This is a genomic window from Streptomyces sp. NPDC001709, from assembly GCF_053596375.1.
Genome location: NZ_JBSFGB010000022.1, coordinates 1 through 17,910 on the forward strand (window position 1 = coordinate 1; position 17,910 = coordinate 17,910).

Annotated in this window: 15 protein-coding genes; 4 read left to right on the plus strand and 11 right to left on the minus strand. The window is 71.9% G+C overall.

Annotated elements, in window-relative coordinates:
• The first annotated feature begins 596 nt into the window (after positions 1-596).
• Entirely contained in the window at positions 597-1,634 is a 1,038-nt protein-coding gene (gene trpS / locus ACWC0C_RS28740; protein ID WP_450866849.1) for a tryptophan--tRNA ligase, read from the plus strand.
• A 116-nt stretch (positions 1,635-1,750) separates the two neighbouring features.
• On the opposite strand, the gene proC is transcribed toward trpS, so the two are convergent.
• From proC to ACWC0C_RS28770, 6 genes are all read right to left on the minus strand, one after another.
• The gene (proC, locus tag ACWC0C_RS28745) at positions 1,751-2,563 is read right to left on the minus strand and encodes a pyrroline-5-carboxylate reductase (RefSeq protein ID WP_450866851.1); all 813 of its coding nucleotides are present in this window, start codon (positions 2,561-2,563) and stop codon (positions 1,751-1,753) included.
• 106 nt (positions 2,564-2,669) lie between these two features.
• Positions 2,670-3,470 carry an ABC transporter permease gene (locus tag ACWC0C_RS28750; RefSeq protein ID WP_450866853.1) on the minus strand — a complete coding sequence of 267 codons (801 nt, stop codon included), beginning with the start codon at positions 3,468-3,470 and terminating at the stop codon, positions 2,670-2,672.
• On the minus strand, positions 3,467-4,267 hold the full coding sequence (locus ACWC0C_RS28755; protein WP_450866855.1) for an ABC transporter ATP-binding protein: 801 nt from the start codon (positions 4,265-4,267) through the stop codon (positions 3,467-3,469). Before ACWC0C_RS28755 ends, ACWC0C_RS28750 begins: the two co-directional genes overlap by 4 nt.
• 116 nt (positions 4,268-4,383) lie before the next feature.
• Positions 4,384-5,172: a class I SAM-dependent methyltransferase gene (locus ACWC0C_RS28760; RefSeq protein ID WP_450866857.1), complete on the minus strand. Its 789-nt coding sequence runs from the start codon at positions 5,170-5,172 to the stop codon at positions 4,384-4,386.
• Between the two features lie 107 nt (positions 5,173-5,279).
• Positions 5,280-5,804, minus strand: a complete 525-nt coding sequence (locus ACWC0C_RS28765) for an EamA/RhaT family transporter (RefSeq protein ID WP_449198648.1) — start codon at positions 5,802-5,804, stop codon at positions 5,280-5,282.
• Positions 5,805-5,846: 42 nt separating this feature from the next.
• The gene (locus ACWC0C_RS28770) at positions 5,847-6,164 is read right to left on the minus strand and encodes an SH3 domain-containing protein (RefSeq protein WP_449198647.1); all 318 of its coding nucleotides are present in this window, start codon (positions 6,162-6,164) and stop codon (positions 5,847-5,849) included.
• A gap of 180 nt (positions 6,165-6,344) precedes the next feature.
• On the opposite strand from ACWC0C_RS28770, the gene ACWC0C_RS28775 reads away from it, so the two are divergent.
• Positions 6,345-8,441: a serine/threonine-protein kinase gene (locus tag ACWC0C_RS28775; RefSeq protein WP_450866858.1), complete on the plus strand. Its 2,097-nt coding sequence runs from the start codon at positions 6,345-6,347 to the stop codon at positions 8,439-8,441.
• 61 nt (positions 8,442-8,502) lie between these two features.
• Here ACWC0C_RS28775 and ilvD read toward each other — a convergent pair whose 3' ends face one another.
• The 4 genes from ilvD to ACWC0C_RS28795 form a co-directional block, all read right to left on the minus strand.
• Positions 8,503-10,356, minus strand: coding sequence for a dihydroxy-acid dehydratase (gene ilvD, locus ACWC0C_RS28780; protein WP_449198645.1), 1,854 nt, complete (start codon positions 10,354-10,356; stop codon positions 8,503-8,505).
• Positions 10,357-10,465: 109 nt separating this feature from the next.
• On the minus strand, positions 10,466-11,197 hold the full coding sequence (locus ACWC0C_RS28785; protein WP_450866860.1) for a TetR/AcrR family transcriptional regulator: 732 nt from the start codon (positions 11,195-11,197) through the stop codon (positions 10,466-10,468).
• A gap of 344 nt (positions 11,198-11,541) precedes the next feature.
• Entirely contained in the window at positions 11,542-12,360 is an 819-nt protein-coding gene (locus ACWC0C_RS28790) for a sugar phosphate isomerase/epimerase family protein (protein ID WP_450866862.1), read from the minus strand.
• 153 nt (positions 12,361-12,513) lie between these two features.
• On the minus strand, positions 12,514-13,446 hold the full coding sequence (locus tag ACWC0C_RS28795) for a Ppx/GppA phosphatase family protein (protein WP_449198642.1): 933 nt from the start codon (positions 13,444-13,446) through the stop codon (positions 12,514-12,516).
• Between the two features lie 71 nt (positions 13,447-13,517).
• Here ACWC0C_RS28795 and ACWC0C_RS28800 point away from each other — a divergent pair, with 71 nt between their 5' ends.
• Complete coding sequence (locus tag ACWC0C_RS28800; protein ID WP_449198641.1) at positions 13,518-14,387, plus strand: hypothetical protein; 870 nt, start codon at positions 13,518-13,520, stop codon at positions 14,385-14,387.
• Positions 14,388-14,527: 140 nt separating this feature from the next.
• Here ACWC0C_RS28800 and ACWC0C_RS28805 read toward each other — a convergent pair whose 3' ends face one another.
• The gene (locus ACWC0C_RS28805) at positions 14,528-16,261 is read right to left on the minus strand and encodes a BACON domain-containing protein (protein ID WP_450866864.1); all 1,734 of its coding nucleotides are present in this window, start codon (positions 16,259-16,261) and stop codon (positions 14,528-14,530) included.
• A gap of 222 nt (positions 16,262-16,483) precedes the next feature.
• Between ACWC0C_RS28805 and radA the strand changes: the two genes are divergently transcribed.
• The gene (gene radA, locus ACWC0C_RS28810; RefSeq protein WP_450866866.1) at positions 16,484-17,893 is read left to right on the plus strand and encodes a DNA repair protein RadA; all 1,410 of its coding nucleotides are present in this window, start codon (positions 16,484-16,486) and stop codon (positions 17,891-17,893) included.
• Positions 17,894-17,910: the final 17 nt, after the last annotated feature.

Sequence of the window (17,910 nt, forward strand, 5' to 3'; positions counted from 1 at the left end):
CTTCGGTCTTGCGTTTCCGACTCTATCAGATCTTTTCTCGATCCGATTTCCTCGGTGCTTTCCAGGTTCCCGCTCTCGCGTTTCCCTTTCCGGCGGTTCCGACTCTATCAGATCCTTTCGGCGTCTGACTCCCAGTCAGGGGGCTTGTCTTCTCGGCCGCTGGGCCGTTCCGACGAGTGAGACTTTAGCGGATTCCGTGCTCCCGAGCTAATCGGGGGCTGCGTTCTTTCGAACGCGGATTCCTCATTTCGCAAATGCGCACGCCAAAACAGTCGGCGCCGAAGCGTCGATTGCTGGTGGGGACTTGCGGAATGGCTGTCCGGGGACCGACCGGGGTCGGCGCTCACGTCGGACAACTCGGAGAACACTACGGACCGGCGTGGGGTGTGTCAACTCTGGTGCCGAGACCACTCCGGAGGCGTACGCTGGGCGACATGACTACGCGTACGTGTACCCAGCTTTGGTGGGCCGCCTGACGGCGGCCGCGCTCACGTATGCATCCAACGGCCGCCGCCTCGGCGGCCGTTCTCGTATCTCCTCCGGACTCCGGGGGCCGGCCGCAGGAGCGGCGGTCCCGATCAGGAGGTGGAGTGGAGATGACGCGGGTCTTCAGCGGGATTCAGCCGACCGGGCACCTGACGCTGGGCAACTACCTGGGCGCCATGCGGCGCTGGGCCGAGACGGACCAGCATCGGTCCGACTCGGTGTTCTGCGTCGTGGATCTGCATGCCCTGACCGTGGAGCACGATCCGGCGCGGGTGCGCAGGCTCAGTAGGCAGACGGCGACGCTGATGCTGGCCGCCGGGCTCGATCCCGAGGTGTGCACCGTGTTCCTGCAGAGCCATGTCGACGAGCACACGAGGCTGTCGTATCTGCTGGAGTGCGTGGCGACCGACGGTGAGATGCGCCGGATGATCCAGTACAGGGAGAAGGCCGCGCGGGAGCGGGAGCGCGGTGGGAGCGTGCGGCTGTCGCTGCTGACGTATCCGGTGCTGATGGCGGCGGACATCCTCGGGTACGGCGCGCACGAGGTGCCGGTCGGGGACGACCAGGTGCAGCACGTCGAGCTGGCGCGGGATCTGGCGGTGCGGTTCAACCAGCGGTACGGGCACACGTTCGTGGTGCCGAAGGCGACCCGTCCGGGGGTCGCGGCGCGGGTGATGAATCTGCAGAACCCGGCGTCGAAGATGGGCAAGTCGGACGACTCGGGTCTGGGGGTCGTCTATCTGCTCGACGAGCCGGATGTCGTACGGAAGAAGGTCATGCGTGCCGTCACCGACAGCGGGCGGGACGTGGAGTACGACCGGGAGGGGCGGCCGGGGGTCGCGAATCTGCTGGAGATTCTCGCTGCGTGCACGGGTGGGAACCCTGAGTCACTGTCGGCCGTTTACGACTCGTACGGCGCTTTGAAGAAGGACACCGCGGAGGCCGTGGTGGAGGTCCTCGGGCCCGTGCAGGCCAGGCACAGGGAGCTGTGCGCGGATCCTGCCTATGTGGAGGGGGTGCTGCGGGATGGTGCGGAGAAAGCGAGGGCGATGGCTCGGCCGACCGTCGACGGGGCCTACCGGGCGATCGGGCTGTTGCCGCCGTTGTTCGAGACGGCCGAGACGACGTTGAGCGCGGCCGGCCTTTAGGGCCTGGTCTGTGGGGCCTGGTCTGTAGGACCTGTCTGTGTGGGCTCGTGCGCGTGGGCCCGTGCGCACGGGGGCGGGCGGCCGGCTGTGAGCCGTCGCCCGCCCCCGGCACCGGGTCAGTCCTTCTTGCCGGAGGCGAGTTCGCGGCTGCGGTCGCGGGCGGCTTCCAGGGCGGCGATGAGGGCGGCTCGTACGCCGTGGTTCTCCAGTTCGCGGATGGCGCTGATCGTCGTGCCGGCCGGGGAGGTGACGTTCTCCCGGAGCTTGACGGGGTGTTCGCCGCTGTCGCGGAGCATCACGGCGGCGCCGATGGCGGACTGGACGATGAGGTCGTGGGCCTTGTCGCGGGGCAGGCCGAGCAGGATGCCGGCGTCGGTCATGGCCTCGACCAGATAGAAGAAGTACGCGGGGCCGGAGCCGGACAGGGCGGTGCAGGCGTCCTGCTGGGTCTCGGGGACGCGGAGTGTCTTGCCGACGGCACCGAAGATCTCCTCGGCATGCGCGAGGTGGTCCTCGTTGGCGTGGCTGCCGGCGGAGATGACCGACATCGCCTCGTCGACGAGGGCCGGGGTGTTGGTCATGACACGGACGACCGGGGTGCCTGCGGCCAGGCGCTCCTCGAAGAAGGAGGTGGGGATACCGGCGGCGCCGCTGATGACCAGGCGGTCGGCGGGGACGTGCGGGGCCAGCTCGTCCAGGAGGGTGCCCATGTCCTGCGGCTTGACCGTGAGGATGAGGGTGTCGGCGGTCTTGGCGGCCTCGGTGTTGCTGACCGGGGTGACTCCGTAGCGGGTGCGGAGTTCTTCGGCGCGTTCGGGGCGGCGAGCGGTGACCAGTAGGTCGGCCGGCGCCCAGCCGGCCCGGATCATTCCGCTGAGCAGGGCTTCGCCGATCTTGCCGGTGCCGAGGACTGCGACTTTCTGGCTCATGGGGCTCAGTTTCGCACCGGGGTGAGCTGTGCGGGTCGGTTGTCCGGTGGGCGGAACGGGGCCGGGCGGGGCCGGGTTTGGCTTGCCCGCGCCGGTGGGGTGCCTCCTACTCCGTACGTCGCCGCAGCGTGGCCGCCCCCAGCGCCAGGACCAGGACCGCGCAGCCCGCCACGATCAGGACGTCCCTGACGAAGGTGGCCGTCATGTCGGTGTGGTGGAGGACCTGGTTCATGCCGTCGACGGCGTACGACATCGGCAGGACGTCGGAGACGGCCCTGAGGACGGGGTGCATGTCGGAACGGGGAGTGAACAGGCCGCAGAGGAGGAGCTGGGGAAAGATCACCGCGGGCATGAACTGGACCGCCTGGAATTCCGAGGCCGCGAAGGCCGAGACGAAGAGACCGAGGGCCGTGCCGAGCAGGGCGTCGAGGAGGGCGACGAGGAGGAGCAGCCAGGGTGAGCCGGTGACGTCGAGGTCGAGCAGCCACACGGCGAGTCCGGTGGCGAGGGCGGACTGGACGATGGCGAGGGCACCGAAGGCGAGGGCGTAGCCGGCGATGAGGTCGGCCTTGCCGAGAGGCATGGCGAGGAGGCGTTCGAGGGTGCCGGAGGTGCGTTCGCGCAGGGTGGCGATGGAGGTGACCAGGAACATCGTGATCAGCGGGAAGATGCCGAGCAGGGACGCGCCGATGTTGTCGAAGGTGCGGGGGCTGGCGTCGAAGACGTAGCGCAGCAGGATCAGCATCAGGCAGGGGATGAGGATCATCAGCGCGATGGTGCGCGGGTCGTGGCGGAGCTGGCGCAGGACCCGGGCCGCGGTGGCGGTGGTGCGGGAGGTGTTGAACGCACCGGCCGGGGCGGCGGGGGCGGTCGTACTCACCGGGCTCATCGGGCTCGTGGGGGTCATCGGGTCGTCTCCTGGGTGCGGTGTGCGGTGGCGGCTTCGTCGACGAGGCGGAGGAACGCGTCCTCGACGGTGTCGGTGCCGGTGCGGGTGCGCAGGGCGTCGGGGGTGTCGTCGGCGAGGATCTCGCCCTCGCGCATGAGGAGGAGGCGGTGGCAGCGCTCGGCCTCGTCCATGACGTGGGAGGAGACGAGGAGGGTGGCGCCGCGGGTGGCGGCGATGTCGTGGAAGAGGTTCCACAGGTCGCGGCGCAGGACGGGGTCGAGGCCGACGGTGGGTTCGTCCAGGACGAGGAGTTCGGGGGTGCCGAGCAGGGCCACGGCGAGTGAGACCCGGCTGCGCTGGCCGCCGGAGAGGTTGCCGGCCAGGGCGGTGGCGTGGCTGGTGAGGTCGACGTCGGCGATGGCGCGGGTGACGTGTTCGTGGCGGCGTTCGGCGGCGGCGCGGCCGGGGTCGAGGATCGCGGCGTAGTACTCCAGGTTCTGGCGGACGGTCAGGTCGTTGTAGACGGAGGGGGCCTGGGTGACGTAGCCGATGCGGCTGCGCAGGGTGGGGTGGCCGGCGGGCTTGCCGAGGACGTTCAGGGTGCCGGTGACCTTGGCCTGGGTGCCGACGATGGAGCGCATCAGGGTGGATTTGCCGCAGCCGGAGGGGCCGAGCAGGCCGGTGATCTGGCCGCGGGGGACGGTGAAGCGGAGGTGGTGCAGGACCGTGCGGGGGCCGCGGGCGACGGTGAGGTCGTCGGCGTGGACGGCGGCCGAGACCGTGGGGTGGGGTGGGTCGGACACATAATTCATCATGCGGTGAATAATCTGCCTGCGGCACGTCGCCGTCAAGGGGAAGGCCGGCGTGCGCAGACGAAAACGGCGACCCGGTGGGGAGCCGGGTCGCCGCTGCTGGGGGGGGTGGTGTCGGATCAGGGCTTGGTGGCGACGAGCAGGAGGACGTCGTAGGTCTCCTCGACCATGCCGTCCGGGAAGACCTTCAGCAGGTGGTTGCGCTCCTCTTCCAGGAAGGCGGTCCTGCGGTCCTCGGGCGTGAGGAGGAACGCCGACTGGCTGCCGAGGTTGGCGAGATGGGTGTCGATCGTGACCCGGCGGCTCCAGCGGACCTCGCGGCGGCTGAACCGGAGACGGCCGCTCGGGTCGGCCAGTTCCGTGCGGCTGCCGTCGCGCCTCTGGGCGGCGATGTCCACGCCGAAGAAGCGGCCGACGCGGAGGGCGGCCTCGGCGATCCACTCGACGTCCAGGGCGTCGCCGTTCCACCACAGCGCCAGCGCGCCGCCCGGCCGCAGCACCCGCAGCGCCTCCGGCACCGAGCGGGCGGTGTCGGTCCAGTGCCAGGCCTGGGCGTAGGTGACGAAGTCGGCCGTCTCGTCGGCGACGGGGAGGGCGTTGCCGTTGCCGCGGACGATCGGGAGGTGCGGCAGCCCGCGGCGGAACTCGGCGGCCATGCCCTCGCCGGGTTCGACGGCGAGTACGTCGGCACCGCGAGCGTGCAGGAGGGCGGTCGCGATGCCCGTACCGGCCCCGACGTCCACGACCCTGGCGCCGGACAGGGACCGGCCGGCCAGTTCCTCGACGGTGTCGAAGAGGGCGGGTGGGTAGGAGGGGCGGTTCGCGGCGTACTGGGCGGCGGCGGAGTTGAAGGAGTGCGCGCGTGCCGAGTGCGAGGGCGCGGCCGAGGAGGGTTGTGTCGTGGTCATACGGCCATCGTGGGGAAGCCGGGGAGAAGACGACAGCGGGTTTCCGGGCCGGGGCGCGCTTTCACCTTCGGGCCCGCGGGGCACGTCCCGTCAGCCGGAGTGGGCCGTTACCGGCGGCGCTTCTTCTTCGACGGGTTGCCGGTGCGCCGGGAGGAGCGGCGCTCGTACTCCTCGCGCGCCTTTTCGTACTCCTCGCGGTGCAGCTTCTCGCCGGGGGCCTCGGTGAGCGAGCGGAAGAAGTAGGCGAGGAGGGAACCGACGAAGCCGATGGCGAGCAGGCCGCGCAGGGAGGCCTGGCGCTGCGGGTCGTGGCGCTTGCCGAAGCCCTCCCAGGTGTTGCGGAAGGCGAGCGCGCTGCAGATCGCGAACATCGCGATGATCAGCACGGTCACGAAGGAGCCCGTGTCGGCGATCTGGATGCCCTCGTAGGCGAAGCGGAGGACCAGGCAGGAGGCGACGGCGGCGGCGAGGGAGCCCACGGCGACGCCGGCGCGGCGGGCCGGGTAGCCGTTGTCGTGGTTCACCCAGGTGGTGCCGAAGAAGCGGAGGGGCTCGGGGCGGGGGCCGCCGCCCTGGGCCGTACCGCCCGAGGAGCCCGCCGCGGTGTCCGGGGTGCCGGTTTCGTCGCTCACGGAACGATTATGGCGCCGGGTAGGGGCGGGCTCCCGGCGGGGTCAGCCGCAGCGCGAGGCGACGTAGCCGTCGCTGCCGGTCTGGACATAGGCGTCGGAGACGTACTCGCCGTTGTCGATGTTGTCCCAGATGTTCGTCGTGCCGTACGGGCCGGAGACCTTGGTGCCCGGGGCCTGGCAGAAGATCGGGACACGTACGCCCTCGGGCAGGACGCGCACGATGCCGTAGCTGGTGCCCGGACCGCTGCGGACGTTCAGGCGGACGCCCGGAGCGACCGCGTACGTGCGCAGGGCCGTCTCCGCCGTCAGCGCCCCGTCTCCGGCACCGGCTTCCACCTCTTCTGCACGGTCAACAGCCATGTGAAACCTCCCCCTTGAGCCCCATGGTCGCCATGGGTGTCGGTGATCCCCGTGATCGGGTCACAGCACACGTGTGCGCGACTCGCGCGCGCAGGCTAGCAAGCCGCCTCTGTCTCGCACGAGTCATCGACTAGGCTCCGTGCGTCGCGCGCGCGGACGAACAGCACGGGGGGTGGTCCCATGGCGCCACGCAGGGACGCGGGGACCGGCGCGGAAGCGGAACTTCCCGAGTACGCCGGTCACTACCGTCTGGAGTCCTCTTTGGGCTCCGGTGGCATGGGCGTCGTCCACCTGGCGCGCAGCACCTCGGGGATGAAGCTCGCGGTGAAGGTCGTACACGCCGAGTTCGCCAGGGATCCCGAGTTCCGGGGCCGTTTCCGGCAGGAGGTGGCCGCGGCCCGCAGGGTGAGCGGCGCCTTCACCGCGTCCGTCGTGGATGCCGATCCGGAGGCCGAGCGGCCCTGGATGGCCACGCTGTTCATTGCCGGGCCCACTCTCTCCGAGCACGTCAAGCGGAACGGGCCGATGCCGGAGTCGCAGTTGCGGCGGCTCATGGCCGGGCTCGCCGAGGCGCTGCGCGACATCCATCGGGTCGGCGTCGTGCACCGGGATCTGAAGCCGAGCAATGTGCTGCTGGCCGAGGACGGGCCGAAGGTGATCGACTTCGGCATCTCCCGGCCGAAGGACAGCGAACTGCGCACCGAGACCGGCAAGTTGATCGGCACGCCGCCCTTCATGGCGCCCGAGCAGTTCCGGCGGCCGCGTGAGGTCGGGCCCGCCGCGGACATCTTCGCGCTCGGCTCGGTGCTGGTGCACGCGGCCACCGGGCGCGGGCCGTTCGACTCCGACAGCCCGTATGTCGTCGCCTATCAGGTGGTGCACGACGAGCCGGACCTCACCGGGGTGCCGGAGTCCCTCGTGCCGCTGGTGCTGCGCTGTCTGGCCAAGGAGCCCGAGGACCGGCCGACGCCTGACGAGCTGATGCGGGAACTGCGGTCGGTGGCGGCCTCGTACGACACGCAGGCGTTCATACCGGCGCAGCGTACGGGCGGCGACGCGCCGGTTCCGCGGTCTCCCGCCGAGGAGCGGCCCGAGTCGGGGGGCAAGCGGCGGTTCGGCCGTAAGGCGGCCGTGGGCGCCGGGGCGCTCGCTCTCGTCGTGGCCGCCGCGCTGGCCTGCGTCCAGCTGATCGGGGGCGGCGGCCCCGCGCCGACCGGTACGAGCCCGCACACCAAGGCGGCCGCGTTCAGCTCCTGGCAGGCCAGACCGGCGCCCAAGGCCTCGGGGATGCCGCGGTGTTCGTACGGGGCGGGGACGGTGTTCTGCGCACAGAGCGGTGCCGCTTTCGCCCTCTCCCCGGTCGGTGGAAAGCTCCTGTGGCAGCGTTCCGGCGCCGCCCGGCCCGCGTGCGGACCGCCGGTTCCGGCCGACTCCGTCGTGCAGTTCTGCACGGACGGCGGCTCCCTGCTGACGGCACGCGACCCGCGCTCCGGCGACGAGGTGTGGAAGCGGCGTCTGCCGCACGGAACGACGGTCCGGTACGCCGGCGGTACGGCGCTGCTCACGGGCGCCGACGGGAAGGTCACGGGGGTGGACGGCAGGTCGGGCCGCACGAAGTGGCACCGGCGCCTCCCCGGCTACAGCACGCCGTCCCTCGCCTCGTTCGCCGGGGATCCGCTGGCGTACGCGACGACCTCGTCCCAGGACGGGGCGCACACGCGCGTGGCCGCCGTGGACCCGGACACGGGTGCGGTGCGCTGGGACGCCTCGCTGGACGGGACGCTGAACCCCGTCGGCAGCCAGGGCGGGTCCCTGTTCTTCCTGTCCGTCGACAAGACCTGGGCCACGAACGCCGTCGTCCGCTACACACCCGCCTCGAAGACCTCGCGCCGGGTGGCCCTCCCGGTCCCGCGCCTGTCCCCGCAGGCCACCGCACACGGCGACACCGTGTACCTGCTGGCCGCGGGCGGCTCACTGGAGGCGGTCGACCTGGGTGCCGGCAAGCTGCTGTGGCACCTGGAGACGTCCGTCAGCCGTGGTTCGGCCCCGGTCGCCGACACCGAGCACGTGTACTTCAGCGCGGCCGACGGGCGTCTGCTGGCCGTCGACGCGCGCGGTGGACGCCTCGTCGGGCAGACTCCGGCGCGGCTCGGCGCCGACGCGGGCGTGGTCACCGCCGACCTGCCGGCACCCCTGGTCGTCGACGGCCATGTCTACGCCGGTGCCCCCGACGGCACCGTGTTCGGGGTGGCCGCGCGGAATCCGGCCGACTGGTGACGCCCACCGATGTGCGCAAGGGGCCGCCCCCGTCGGGAGCGGCCCCTTCTCACGCGCGGGTTCAGCCCAGCCTGGTCACGTCCCGGACCGCGCCCTTGTCGGCGCTGGTGGCCATCGCGGCGTAGGCCCGCAGTGCCGCCGACACCTTGCGGTCGCGGTTGCCGGGGGCGTAGACGCCGTTCAGGGACTGTTCGCGGCGGGACAGTTCGGCCTCGTCGACGAGCAGCTCGATCGTGCGGTTGGGGATGTCGATGCGGATGCGGTCGCCGTCCTGGACCAGGGCGATGGTGCCGCCGGAGGCCGCCTCGGGGGAGGCGTGGCCGATCGACAGACCCGATGTGCCGCCGGAGAAGCGGCCGTCGGTGATCAGGGCGCAGCTCTTGCCCAGGCCGCGGCCCTTCAGGTACGAGGTCGGGTAGAGCATCTCCTGCATGCCGGGGCCGCCCTTGGGGCCCTCGTAGCGGATGACGACGACGTCGCCTTCCTTGACCTCGTGGGTCAGGATCCGCTGGACGGCCTCCTCCTGGGACTCGCAGACGACCGCCGGGCCCTCGAAGGTCCAGATCGACTCGTCCACGCCCGCCGTCTTCACCACGCAGCCGTCGACCGCGAGGTTGCCCTTGAGGACCGCGAGGCCGCCGTCCTTGGAGTAGGCGTGCTCGGCGCTGCGGATGCAGCCGTTCTCCGCGTCCTCGTCCAGGGCCTCCCAGCGCTCGGACTGGGAGAAGGCCTCGGCGGACCGCACACAGCCGGGGGCCGCGTGCCACAGCTCCAGCGCTTCCGGCGAAGGCGAGCCGCCGCGGACGTCCCAGGTCTTCAGCCAGTCGGCCAGGGAGGGGCTGTGGACGGCGTGCACGTCCTCGTTGAGCAGGCCCGCGCGGTGCAGCTCGCCCAGCAGGGCCGGGATGCCGCCGGCGCGGTGCACGTCCTCCATGTAGTACGTGCGGTTCTTCGCGACGTTGGGCGCCACCTTCGCCAGGCACGGAACCCGGCGGGAGACGGCGTCGATCTGCTCCAGGCCGAAGGGGACGCCCGCCTCCTGGGCGGCGGCCAGCAGGTGCAGGATCGTGTTCGTGGAGCCGCCCATCGCGATGTCCAGGGCCATGGCGTTCTCGAAGGCCGCGAACGTCGCGATGTTGAGCGGGAGGACCGACTCGTCGTCCTGCTCGTAGTAGCGGCGGGTGATGTCCATCACGGTGTGCGCCGCGTCGACGTAGAGCTGCTTGCGCGCGGTGTGGGTGGCGAGGACCGAGCCGTTGCCCGGCAGGGACAGGCCGATCGCCTCGGTCAGGCAGTTCATCGAGTTGGCCGTGAACATGCCGGAACAGCTGCCGCAGGTCGGGCAGGCGTTCTCCTCGATACGGAGGATGTCCTCGTCGGAGATCTTGTCGTTGACCGCGTCGGAGATCGCGTCGACCAGGTCGAGGGTGCGGACCGTGCCGTCCACGAGCGTGGCGCGGCCGGACTCCATCGGGCCGCCGGAGACGAAGACCGTCGGGATGTTCAGGCGCAGGGCGGCCATCAGCATGCCCGGCGTGATCTTGTCGCAGTTGGAGATGCAGACCAGGGCGTCGGCGCAGTGGGCCTCCACCATGTACTCCACGGAGTCCGCGATCAGGTCGCGGGAGGGGAGCGAGTAGAGCATCCCGCCATGCCCCATCGCGATGCCGTCGTCGACGGCGATCGTGTTGAACTCGCGCGGGATGCCGCCCGCCTCCTTGATCGCCTCGCTGACGATCCGGCCAACCGGCTGCAGGTGGGTGTGGCCCGGCACGAACTCGGTGAAGGAGTTCGCGACCGCGATGATCGGCTTCCGGCCGATGTCCGCACCGGGTACACCGGAGGCGCGCATAAGGGCGCGGGCGCCCGCCATGTTGCGGCCGTGGGTGACTGTGCGGGACCTCAGCTCGGGCATCGTCGCTCGCTCCTTCGAAGACCTTCTGCCAGAGAGTTCTGACTGTCTCCGAGCGTACGCCGGTGCTCCAAACGCTGGACACGGTTGTCCGGAATGCGGGACGCGTGTTTCACCTGTCCGTGAGGTGGTGCTGTACGACGGGGGCGACGCGCGCGATGATCTGCTCCAGGTCCGCCGACGCCAGCGGCTCCAGCTTGATCACGTAACGCATCATCGCCGTACCCACCAGCTGGGCGGCCGCCAGCTCGGCGCGCAGTTCCGGGTCCGGCAGGTCCACCTGGGCGGCGATGCGGCGCATCAGCTGGGAGGCGATCAGACGGCGGAACACGGCGGCCGCGGTGTCGTTGTTGACGGCCGAGCGGACGATCGCCAGCAGCGGGGTACGGGTCGTGGGGTTCTCCCAGACGCCGAAGATGAACCGGGTCAGCCGCTCCCCCACACCGTCCAGGGGGCCGGCGGCCACCGCGTCGGGGGCGTTCAGCGCGGGCGCGAAGGCGACGGAGACGGCCGCCTCGAAGACCTGCTCCTTGGTGCCGAAGTAGTGGTGGACCAGCGCGGAGTCGACACCGGCCGCCTTGGCGATACCGCGCACGGACGTCTTCTCGTACCCCCGCTCGGAGAACTCCTCACGGGCCGCGGAGAGGATGCGGTCACGGGTGTCACCGGCCTCGGCACGCGGCGGGCGGCCCCTGCGGCGGGCGGCCGACGCGGGGGGCTCGCCGGCGGGGGGCTCGCCGGCGGCGGGGGCAGGGCTACCCGACGGGGCCGGATTCGCGGCCGCCGCTGGGGCTGGGGGGTGGCTTGCGGACGGGGTACGGCGGCTCGCCGGGGGCGGGTTCACGTCGGCCGGGGGCTGACCCGCCGCCGGGGTACGGCGCCCCGCTGCGGACGAGGCACGGCGATCCCCCGCGGCTGAGGGCTCGCTCGCGGACGAGGCACGGCGACCCGCCGGGGGCTGGTTCACGGCCGCCGGGGCCAGGGGCCGACCCGCTGCCGGGGTACGGCTACCCGCCGCGGACGGGGACTCGCTCGCGGACGGGGCACGGCGATCCCCCGCAGCCGAAGACTCGCCCGCACCCGGGACACGGCGACCCCCCGCAGCCGAAGACTCACCCGTTGCCGGGGGCTCTCCCGCCGCCGCGGGCCGGCTCATCGACGGGGTCTCGCTCATGGCCGGAAACTCGTTCATGGCCGGGGCACCCGTACCGTCGACGCCAGGTGCTTGCGGGTGAAGGCCAGGGCCTCGGCGAGGTCGGCCTCGCGCTCGGCGCCGGACATCGCCCGCCGGGTGTTGACCTCGATGACGACGTGGCCGTCGAACCCGGACAGGGTCAGGTGTTCCAGCAGCTCGGCACAGGGCTGGGTGCCGCGGCCGGGCACCAGGTGCTCGTCCTTGGCCGAGCCGCGGCCGTCGGCTAGGTGCACATGGCCGAGGCGGTCGCCCATGCGGTTGATCATGTCCAGCGCGTCCGCGCGAGCCGTCGCCGTGTGGCTGAGGTCGATCGTGAAGTGCCGGTAGTCGTGCTGGGTGACGTCCCAGTCGGGGGCGTAGGCGAGCATCTCGCGGTCGCGGTAGCGCCACGGGTACATGTTCTCGACAGCGAACCGTACGTCCGTCTCGCCCGCCATCCGCCAGATGCCGTCGACGAAGTCGCGCGCGTACTGCCGCTGCCAGCGGAAGGGCGGGTGTACAACGACGGTGGAGGCACCCAGCTTCTCGGCGGCCGCCTGGGCCCGCTGCAGCTTGACCCAGGGGTCCGTCGACCAGACCCGCTGGGTGATCAGCAGGCAGGGCGCGTGGACGGCCAGGATCGGGATGCCGTGGTAGTCCGACAGGCGGCGCAGCGCCTCGATGTCCTGGCTGACCGGGTCGGTCCACACCATGACCTCGACGCCGTCGTACCCGAGGCGCGCGGCGATCTCGAAGGCCGTCGCGGTGGACTCCGGGTACACGGAGGCCGTCGACAGCGCGATCCGCACGTCCACGTCCCTTGGTTCAGCCACGTCCGTCACCTTACGGCGTGGGATGGTGCCGGTGTTGGGTGCCTATTCGCCGTTGTGAGGTTTGCCATTCGGGCGGGTGCGGTGTGCGGCGTGGTCGCTCGCGCCCACGCGGCGGAGCCGCATATCGATACGGCCCGCGTCCCTTTCGGGGCGCTAGGCGGAACCCATGTGATCAAGGCGCCGGAGGATCACGCCCTCGCGCAGGGCCCACGGACAGATCTCCAGGCTTTCTACGCCGAACAGGTCCATCGCGCCCTCGGCCACCAGCGCACCCGCGAGCAGCTGGCCGGATCTGCCCTCCGAGACTCCCGGGAGCTCGCCGCGCTGTTCCACGGTCATGCCGGCCAGGCGCGGGACCCAGGCCTCCAGGGACTCGCGCTTGAGTTCGCGCTGGACGTAGAGGCCCTCGGCGCTGCGGGCGGCGCCGGCGATGCGGGCGAGCTGCTTGAAGGTCTTGGAGGTGGCGACCACGTGGTCGGGGGCGCCGAAGCGGCTGAACTCGCCGACCGTGCGGGCGATCTCCGCGCGGACGTGGCGGCGCAGGGCGCGTACCGACTCGGGGGTGGGCGGGTCGCCGGGCAGCCAGCCCGCGGTGAGCCGGCCGGCGCCGAGCGGCAGGGAGACGGCGGCGTCCGGCTCCTCGTCTATGCCGTAGGCGATCTCCAGGGAGCCGCCGCCGATGTCCAGGACCAGCAGCTTCCCGGCGGACCAGCCGAACCAGCGGCGCACGGCGAGGAAGGTCAGGCGGGCCTCCTCCGGACCGGTGACGACCTGGAGCCGTACGCCGGTCTCCTCCTCCACGCGCGCGAGGACGTCATCGGCGTTGGTGGCTTCCCGGACGGCGGAGGTCGCGAACGGCAGCAGGTCCTCGACACCCTTGTCCTCGGCGGCCTGGAGCGCGTCCTGCACGACGTCGACCAACTTGTGGATGCCGTCGTCGCCTATGGCACCGCTGTCGTCGAGCAGTTGGGCGAGCCGAAGTTCGGCCTTATGCGAATGCGCGGGCAGCGGGCGCGCGCCGGGGTGGGCGTCCACCACCAGCAGATGCACCGTGTTCGAACCCACGTCCAGGACACCGAGTCTCATATACGGAACGCTACTGCCAGATCCCTCGTCCACGGTCCCCGGAGCGGTCCTCGGCCATTTACCCTGGACAGGTGCCGAAGACGAAAAAGGCGAAGGACCACAAATCCTCCAAGGGATTGAAGGATTCTGCGCAGGCGAAGGCGTCGTCCATGTCGAAGAAGTCCACGAAGTCCGAGAAGGCCCCGAAGGTGAGCGACGAGAAGGGACTCGATTTCGCGCGCGCCTGGGTGGAGTTTCCTGATCCTGCGGACGACGAGCAGGTCTTCCGCTGCGATCTGACATGGCTGACCTCTCGCTGGAACTGCATCTTCGGCAGCGGCTGCCAGGGCATCCAGGCCGGCCGCGCGGACGACGGGTGCTGCTCGCTGGGGGCGCACTTCTCGGACGAGGACGACGAGAAGCGGGTCGCCGAGCATGTGGCACGGCTCACGCCGGAGATCTGGCAGCACCACGAGGAGGGCACGCGGAACGGCTGGGTCTCCAAGGACGAGGAGGGCTCCCGCCAGACCCGCCCGTACAACGGCTCCTGCATCTTCCAGAACCGCCCCGGTTTCGCGGGCGGCGCGGGCTGCTCGCTGCACATCCTCGCGCTGCGGGAGGGCCGGGAGCCGCTGGAGACCAAGCCGGACGTGTGCTGGCAGCTGCCGATCCGGCGGACGTACGACTGGATCGACCGCCCCGACGACACCCGGGTCCTCCAGGTCTCGATCGGCGAGTACGACCGCCGGGGCTGGGGTCCGGGCGGCCATGACCTGCACTGGTGGTGCACCTCGGCGACCTCCGCACACGGCGCCGGCGAGCCGGTGTACGTCTCCTACCGGGCCGAGCTGACCGAACTGATGGGCAAGGCCGGCTACGACCGTCTGGCCGAGCTCTGCGAGGCGCGACTGGCGTCGCAGCTGCCGCTGGTCGCCCCTCACCCCGCCGACCCGGCGCGCTGACTCCGGCGCACCCCCGACTGCGTCGGCAGATCCGTTCCACCCTGCCACCCTCGCGTCCCTGCGTCCCGACCGGCCGGCCCACCCGCGCCCTCCACCCGCCGTCCCCCTCGCCGGCCCTTCCCCTCTGCCCAGCCCTTCCCCTACCCCCCAGACGGACTGGGTGTACCGCCGTCGGACTGTGCCGGCGTAGGCGTGGGGGTCGGGGACTCCGGTGGAGTCGGGTCCGTCGGGGTGGGGGTCGAAGTGGGGGGCGGTGTGGATGGTGGGGTGGAAGGTGGGTTCGTGGGGGGTGTGGTCGGTGGGGTGGGGGTGGGGGTGGAGTCGGACGGTGGTGATGTGGGCGTGGGGTGGTGGGTGGGGGCCGTGCCGTAGCCGTCGATGGAGACCACCGCGCCGGCCGGGGACACCGCCACCTGCGCGTGCCAGAGGCCGGACGGTTCGCGGAGGTGGTCGACGTACACCCTGATCGTCAACGTGTCGCCGGGGGCGAGGGTTCCCGAGGACTGGCTGAGGTAGAGCCAGGGCGCCGAGACGGACGCGGACCAGCGGACCGGGGCGGAACCCGAGGCGGTGAGGGTGATCAGCGTGGTGTCGCCGTCGTTCGCGGCGCTGACGTCGAGCTGCCCGGTGCCGTTCCTGCCCACTCCGGTGACGCTGACGACCTCCACGGAGACGTCCGCCTTGCCGTCCTGGCCCATGTGCGCGCCGGGCTTCGCGCTGGCGTTCCCGGCGTTCTCGTAGCCGCCGGCCGGGTCGCTGCCGAGGGCGTCGGGGCCCTGTGCCTCGTGCGCGGTGGCGGAGGGGCCGTCCCCGTCCGTCGCCGGGGCGCCCCGGTAGGCGGCCCACAGCGCCAGGACGGGTGCGGCCACCACGGTGGCGACGACCGTCGTCGTCACCGCACGCGCGCGTAGCCGGTCGCGGCGGGCCGCGCGGTCCTTGGGGTCCATCGGGAAGCCACGCCGGTCGAAGCGGGGGGCAGCCGCGCCACGCGCGCGTGAAGGGTGGGCCAGGGCCATGTGAAGGGCCGCGCGGGGGGCCTCCAGGACCGGCAGCTCGGCCGGGGTGACCGTGGCGCCGGGCCAGTGGCCGGGGACGGCGCGCTCGGCGGTGCGGCGGCAGCGCGGGCAGTCGTCGACGTGCCGGACCAGCTCGCGGCGCAGGGCCGTACTGAGGACCAGCCGGCTGTCCCCCGTGAGGTGGGACACGCTCGGGCAGCCGCCGGTCTCGACGACGGCGAGGGCCGCCCGGGTGCGCTCGACCTCGCAGGCGGCCGTGGCGAGCAGTTCGCGCGCGGCGGCGGGTTCCATGCCGAGGACGGCGGCGACCTCGTGCGCGGCCAGGTGGTGGCGGACGGCCAGCTCCAGGGCCTCGCGCTGCTCCGGGGTCGTACCGGCCGCCTCCGGCCAGGCCAGCAGGGCCAGTTCGCGGCGCCGCTGCTCCTGCGCCTCCGGGGCGACCGGCGGATCGGGCACCTGGGGCCCGGCCGGTTTCCCGGCACCGGAACGGCCCGCGGCGTGGGTGGCCTGACGTTTCTGCTTGGCCTCGGCCAGCTTGCGCAGACACGCCCAGCGGGCCAGCGCGTACAGCCAGGCCCTGCGGTCGCCGGCGGCGTCGGGGGCGCGCTGTCCGCGCCGCTCGGCCAGGGCGAGGACGTCGCCGAGGGCGGCGGTGGCGGTGTCGTGGTCGCACAGCACCGACAGACAGTAGGTGAACAGTCCGTCCAGGTACGGTTCGTAGCGCGCCGGTGGCCGCTGGGTGAGGGTGCGGGTGGCGGTGCGGTCGCGTTTCTCCCGCGCGTCGTGCGCTTCACGCGCCTCGCGGTGCGCCCTGTGCGCGCCGCTGGTGCGGGTGGTGGTCTGCGGACTGCTGCTCATCACCCGTGCGACCGTAGGCGGCGGTGGAGGGCCCCTTCCCGCGCCTTGAGCACTTTTAATCCGTACGGGTGAAACGATCCCTCATAAGGGGACAGGAACCCTTTGTTCCGTGGCTCGATCCCGGTGGGTGGTGGCCGATACCGGTTCACCCACTCGCCGCCCCGGAGGGCCGTCCGGCGGCCCGGGGGCCGATTGTCAGTGCCGCGGGCTACGGTTTTCCGCATGGCTGCCCGTACCAAGACCACCAAGGACCGCCCGTCCTACCGCTGCACCGAGTGCGGCTGGCAGACGGCCAAGTGGCTCGGCCGCTGCCCCGAGTGTCAGGCATGGGGCACGGTGGAGGAGTACGGCGCGCCCGCGGTCCGTACGACGACTCCGGGCCGCGTGACGACATCCGCGCTGCCCATCGGGCAGGTCGACGGGCGGCAGGCCACCGCCCGCACGACCGGCGTGCCCGAGCTGGACCGGGTGCTCGGCGGCGGTCTGGTGCCCGGCGCGGTCGTGCTGCTCGCGGGCGAGCCCGGCGTCGGCAAGTCCACGCTGCTGCTGGACGTGGCCGCCAAGTCCGCGAGCTCCGAGCACCGCACCCTGTATGTCACCGGTGAGGAGTCGGCGAGCCAGGTGCGGCTGCGCGCCGACCGCATCGGTGCCCTCCACGAGGAGCTGTATCTCGCCGCCGAGACCGATCTGTCCGCCGTCCTCGGCCACTTGGACGAGGTGAAGCCGTCCCTGCTGATCCTCGACTCGGTGCAGACGGTCGCCTCCCCGGAGATCGAGGGCGCGCCCGGCGGCATGGCCCAGGTCAGGGAGGTGGCGGGCGCCCTCATCCGGGCGTCCAAGGAGCGCGGGATGTCCACGCTCCTGGTGGGCCACGTCACGAAGGACGGGGCGATCGCGGGCCCCCGGCTCCTCGAGCACCTCGTGGACGTCGTCCTGCACTTCGAGGGCGACCGGCACGCGCGCCTGCGCCTGGTGCGCGGCGTGAAGAACCGCTACGGCGCCACGGACGAGGTCGGCTGCTTCGAACTGCACGACGAGGGGATCACCGGCCTCGCCGACCCGAGCGGCCTCTTCCTGACCCGTCGGGACGAGCCGGTCCCGGGCACCTGCCTGACCGTCACCCTGGAGGGCCGCCGCCCGCTGGTGGCCGAGGTGCAGGCGCTGACCGTGGACTCCCAGATCCCCTCCCCGCGCCGTACGACCTCGGGCCTGGAGACCTCCCGGGTGTCGATGATGCTCGCGGTGCTGGAGCAGCGCGGCCGGATCAGCGCGCTCGGCAAGCGGGACATCTACTCCGCGACGGTCGGCGGCGTGAAGCTGTCCGAACCGGCCGCCGACCTGGCGATCGCCCTCGCGCTGGCTTCCGCCGCCAGCGACACCCCGCTGCCGAAGAATCTGGTGGCCATCGGCGAGGTGGGCCTCGCGGGCGAGGTGAGACGGGTCACGGGCGTGCAGCGCAGGCTCACCGAGGCGCACCGGCTGGGCTTCACGCACGCGCTCGTGCCGACCGATCCGGGCAAGGTGCCGCCCGGGATGAAGGTCCTGGAAGTCGCCGACATGGGGGACGCCCTGCGGGTGCTGCCGCGCTCCCGTCGCCGAGAGGCCCCACGGGAGGCGGAGGAGCGCCGGTAGACTTTGCCCAGGTCTCG